Genomic DNA, 4127 nt, shown 5'->3' with positions numbered 1-4127 from the left:
GCTCAGCGGGGCCGCGCCCGTCGGGGGTTGAGGAAGGCTCGAGTCCCCTGGTGCAGCCTGGATCCCATCGCAGGAACGATCAGGGCGGGGGTGCGTCTCATGTCGTCGCAGCGCGTGCACGCGAGCGAGCGGACGGCGTGGGTCGCCGCCCCGGCCGGCGTGGTCTACGGGCTGCTGGCCGATGCCGTGCGCTGGCCGCTGCTGCTGCCCTCGTACGTCCACGTCGAGCGGATGGACTTCGACGGGGTCCGGGAGCGGCTGCGGCTCTGGGACGTGCGGGAGGAAAGGGTCCGCTCCTTCCACGTACGCCGGGTGCTGGACCCGCACGCCAGGACCGTCGCGTTCGAGCAGGAGGACACCGCCCGCCCCGGGCTGCCCACCGCCGGCCGGTGGACGGTCGAGGCGCTCGGCGAGACGGAATCACTGCTGACGTTGCGTCAGGACCGCACTCTGGAGGGGCTGCCCGCCGCCGGGACCGGGCGCAGCCGGCAGGAGTGGCAGGCGGAGGCGGCCGAACAGGTCGGCCACGTGAAGGGGGTCGCCGAGCGCTGGGAGCGCCTGGACCAGCTGCTGTTCTCCTTCGAGGACGGTGTGCACGTCGACGGCCCGGCCGAGCTGGTCTACGACTTCCTCTACCGGATCGGGGACTGGCCCGAGCGCGTCCCGCACGTGGAGTCGGTCGGTGTGATCGAGGACGTGCCGGGCGTGCAGCTGGCCACGGTGGACACCTGCGCCGCCCCGGGCGGACGTACGGTCACCACCCGGTCGGTGCGGCTGTGCTTCCCCTCGGCCGCGCGGATCGTGCACAAGGAGCTGACGACGTCCGCGCTGATCGCCGCGCACAGCGGCGAGTGGTCGCTGGTTTCGGACGGGGACGGCGTACGGGTCGTCTGCGCCCGGCAGGTGATGCTGCGGGAGGAAGCGGTCGAGGAGGTGCTGGGTGCGGGGACCGACCTGGTGGAGGCGCGCCGGTACGTGCGGACGTGGCTGGGGCGGGCCGGTACCGAGACTCTGCGCATGGCGGGGTGGCACGCCCGCAGCGCCGTCCGCCGTCTGCGATGAGTTCCGGGTTTCGCCGTCCGCGAGTCCGCGATGAGCACGGGTTCGCGCTGAGTACGAGAAGGAGGCCGGTGGCCATGGTCCCCGCCCGGTACCGTCCTGATCCGATCGACGTGCCCTTGCACATCGCCGGTCCCGAGGGGCCCTGGGACGAGGTGGGCGACCGGCTCGACGACGTCGGCCGGGCGGTCGTCTGCACGACGTGGGGCCAGTGGCTGGCGGCCGTCCTGCTCGATCCCGCGCTGCGGCCGCTGCTCGGGAGCGACTGGCCCCGCTACCGGCAGACGGCGCCGGCGGCCGGCAGGATGCGGTTCGCCGTCTCGCGGTTGGTGGTCAAGCACTGCGCCGCCGCCGCGCTGGACGTTCCCGTGGACAGCCTGGAACTGGGGTACGGGCCGGGCGGGCAGCCCCTGGTGCGGGGCGCGGGCGAGGGCCTGGAGGTGAGCCTGGCGCACACCGGTGAGCTGATCGCGGTCGGTGTCAGCCGCACCGGTCCGATCGGTGTGGACGCGCAGGCCGCGGACCGTGACGTCTCTTTCGAGGTGCCGCCCGGGCAGCTGTGCGGCGTGGAGGAGCGCGCGGCGCTGGCCGCGCTGCCCGAGGGCGAGCGCCGGGCCCGGCTGCTGGGGCTGTGGACCCTGGAGGAGGCCTACGCCAAGGCGCTCGGGCCGGGGCTGCGCCGCCGCTCTTCCGCCTTCGGGTTCGACCGTGACGAGCGGGGGCGGGTCGTCCTGGCGGGCGCACCGCGGGAGGGGGACGCGGCCGGGGAGTGGACGTTCACCACCCATCTCGTCCAGGAGCGTTACCTGGTCGGCGCCGCGCACCGGCGCCGGGCCGTCCTCCCGGCGGCGGTGCGGGAGGCGCAGGTCGACACCGGTTCGCGAAGCGCTGCAGTCCCGCTCGAGGAAAGGAGGCCCGGGCCGGTGGACCACTTACGCTTTCTGCGGCCGGGGACCTCCGGGCGGGGCGAGGGAAGGCGGACGCCGTGAACGCAAGGGAACGTGCCGCGGTGTCCAGCGCGTCGGCTCCGCCGTGTCGTGTCCGTGTCCGTGTCGGCGACTGACGGGACCGCGGCGGGCGTCCGGCCCGACGGCGTGCGGCCGGGCTGCGTGCGGCCGGGCTGCGTGCGGCCGGGCTGCGTGCGGGCCGGCCGGTGAGCCGCCGTGACGCCGCGGACGGGCCGGGGCCGGTCCTGGCGGTGGTGCACGAGGCGGGCCGCGGTGCACCCGGCTCCACGCTCGTCCTCGGCCTGCGCGGGCTGCGCCACGATGCGGACGCCGAGGTGTTCGCCGCCCGCATCGCCGAGCGCCACCGCGGCTTCCGGGTCACCCTGGAGGGCCACGGTCCGGGCCGGCACACCCTGCGCCTCCTCCCGGACGCCGCCGCGTCCGGCCCCACGTCGCTGAGCGCCGAGCTGCTGGCCGATCTGCTGGGCCCCTGCCCGGGCGGCGGTGAACCCCTGACCCTGGACGGGTACCGGCGCGAACTGCTCGTGGAGGCCGTCACCCGTCCCGGCGGACCGGAGCGGCACGTGGAGCAGATCCACTGGAACTGGGCGGGCCCGCTCGACCGGGCCCGCTTCGACGCGGCCTGGCAGTCCGTCTGCGGGCGGGAGTCGGTCCTGCGGGCCGCGTTCGACTGGACGGCCGTGCCCCGGCTCCTGCTGCATCCGTGCGCCGAGGTGGAGGTCGTCCACCGCACCCGCACCGAGATCACCTGGCAGGAGCTCCTCGACGCGGACCGGGCGCGGGGGTTCGCCCTCACCCGTCCGCCGCTGTTGCGCCTGACCCTGCTGGAGGGGGAACCGGGGGCACCCACCCGGGTGCTGCTGACCTGCCACCGCGCCCTGCTCGACGAGCGCGGCGTCCATCTCCTGCTGCGCGCGTTCTACCGCGCCTACCTGGCCGCAGGCGTCCTGCCCGGCGGTGAACGCCGCCCCGACCTGTGGGACCACGCGCGCTGGCTGGCCCGGCAGAGCACCGAGGGTGCCCGGGAGCTGTGGACGCGTGCGGCGCCCCCGCGCGGTGCTGCGACCGCGCCGGGCCGTCCCGGCGCGGACACCCGCCAGAGCGGCGAGGGACACCTGCGCCGGCGGCTGGGCGAACCGTACGGTCCCCGGCTGCGCTCGTGGGCCGCGGCCCGGGGTGCCGGCGAGAGCAGCGCCCTGCACCTGGTGTGGGCGCTGCTGCTGTACCGGGCGGCCGCGGCCGAGGGGCCCCTGCCGGTGAGTTTCGGGGTCCGGCTCTCCGGCGGTGACGTGGCGCTGCCGGGAGCGGCCGGTATCCCCGGGCTGCTCGGCAGTGCGCTGCCGATGACGGTGCGGGTGGATCCGGAGGCCCCGCTGAGCGGCCTGTTGCAGCAGGTGCACGACGCCCGGCTGGAGATGGCCGCCTATCCGTGGGTGTCGGCCGACCGCATCCGCGAGTGGAGCGGCCGGGGGCCGGGCGAGCGGCTCACCGACTCCGTCATCGTCTTCGACGGCCCGGCCGGACCGGGGGCCGACGTGGGCCGGGAACTGGCGGCGCAGGGCATCGGCGTGGATGCGCCGCGGGCCGTGGGCGCCGGAACCGGGGTGCCCGTCACGGTCGTCGCCCGGCACGAGAGCGGCGGCGCGCTGCTGCTCGATGCCGTCTACGACCGGGCGAGGCTGGCGGATGCGGACGCCGCCGCCGTCCTGGGCCAGTGCGTCGGCCTGCTGCGGGCCCTGACCGGTCTGCCGGACCCGGATGCCACCGTCGGCCAGGTGCTGGACCTGCTGGCGGACGACGAGGCCCCGGCCATGGCCGCCCTGCCGCCCGTGCCGCGGCGCGCCACCCTCAGCACGCTGCGCAGCGGGGCGTCTTCGGCGGACGTGATCTGTCTGCTGGTGGTGCCGGGGGTGGTGGGTGGCTGCTACGAGCTGTTCGCGCGTGAGCACCGGGGCCCGCAGACCGTCGTGGCGCTTCACCTGGACGGTCCGCCCGGCGCGGTGGTGCCTCCTGCCCTGGCCGTGCTGCTGGCTTCCGGCAGGCGGCTGGTGCTGGGCGGGTGCGGGCCGGGCGGACCGTCCAGGTGAAGCGCCACGACGG

At 76.1% G+C, this 4127-nt stretch carries 3 protein-coding genes; all 3 read left to right on the top strand.

The genetic code is table 11. The annotated features are described in order from the left end of the window. Positions 1-99: 99 nt before the first annotated feature. The 3 genes from PV721_RS41825 (at position 100) to PV721_RS41815 (ending at position 4114) form a co-directional block, all read left to right on the top strand. A complete protein-coding gene (locus PV721_RS41825; RefSeq protein WP_319733903.1) occupies positions 100-1062 on the top strand; it encodes an SRPBCC family protein in 963 nt (320 codons plus the stop codon). 74 nt (positions 1063-1136) lie between these two features. Further along, entirely contained in the window at positions 1137-2048 is a 912-nt protein-coding gene (locus PV721_RS41820) for a 4'-phosphopantetheinyl transferase family protein (protein WP_319733902.1), read from the top strand. 164 nt (positions 2049-2212) lie between these two features. Next, positions 2213-4114: a condensation domain-containing protein gene (locus tag PV721_RS41815; protein WP_319733900.1), complete on the top strand. Its 1902-nt coding sequence runs from the start codon at positions 2213-2215 to the stop codon at positions 4112-4114. The last annotated feature ends 13 nt before the right edge of the window (positions 4115-4127 follow it).

This window comes from Streptomyces sp. MB09-01, assembly GCF_033794505.1.
GTDB lineage: Bacteria > Actinomycetota > Actinomycetes > Streptomycetales > Streptomycetaceae > Streptomyces.
This window is presented reverse-complemented; position numbering and strand designations above follow the sequence as displayed.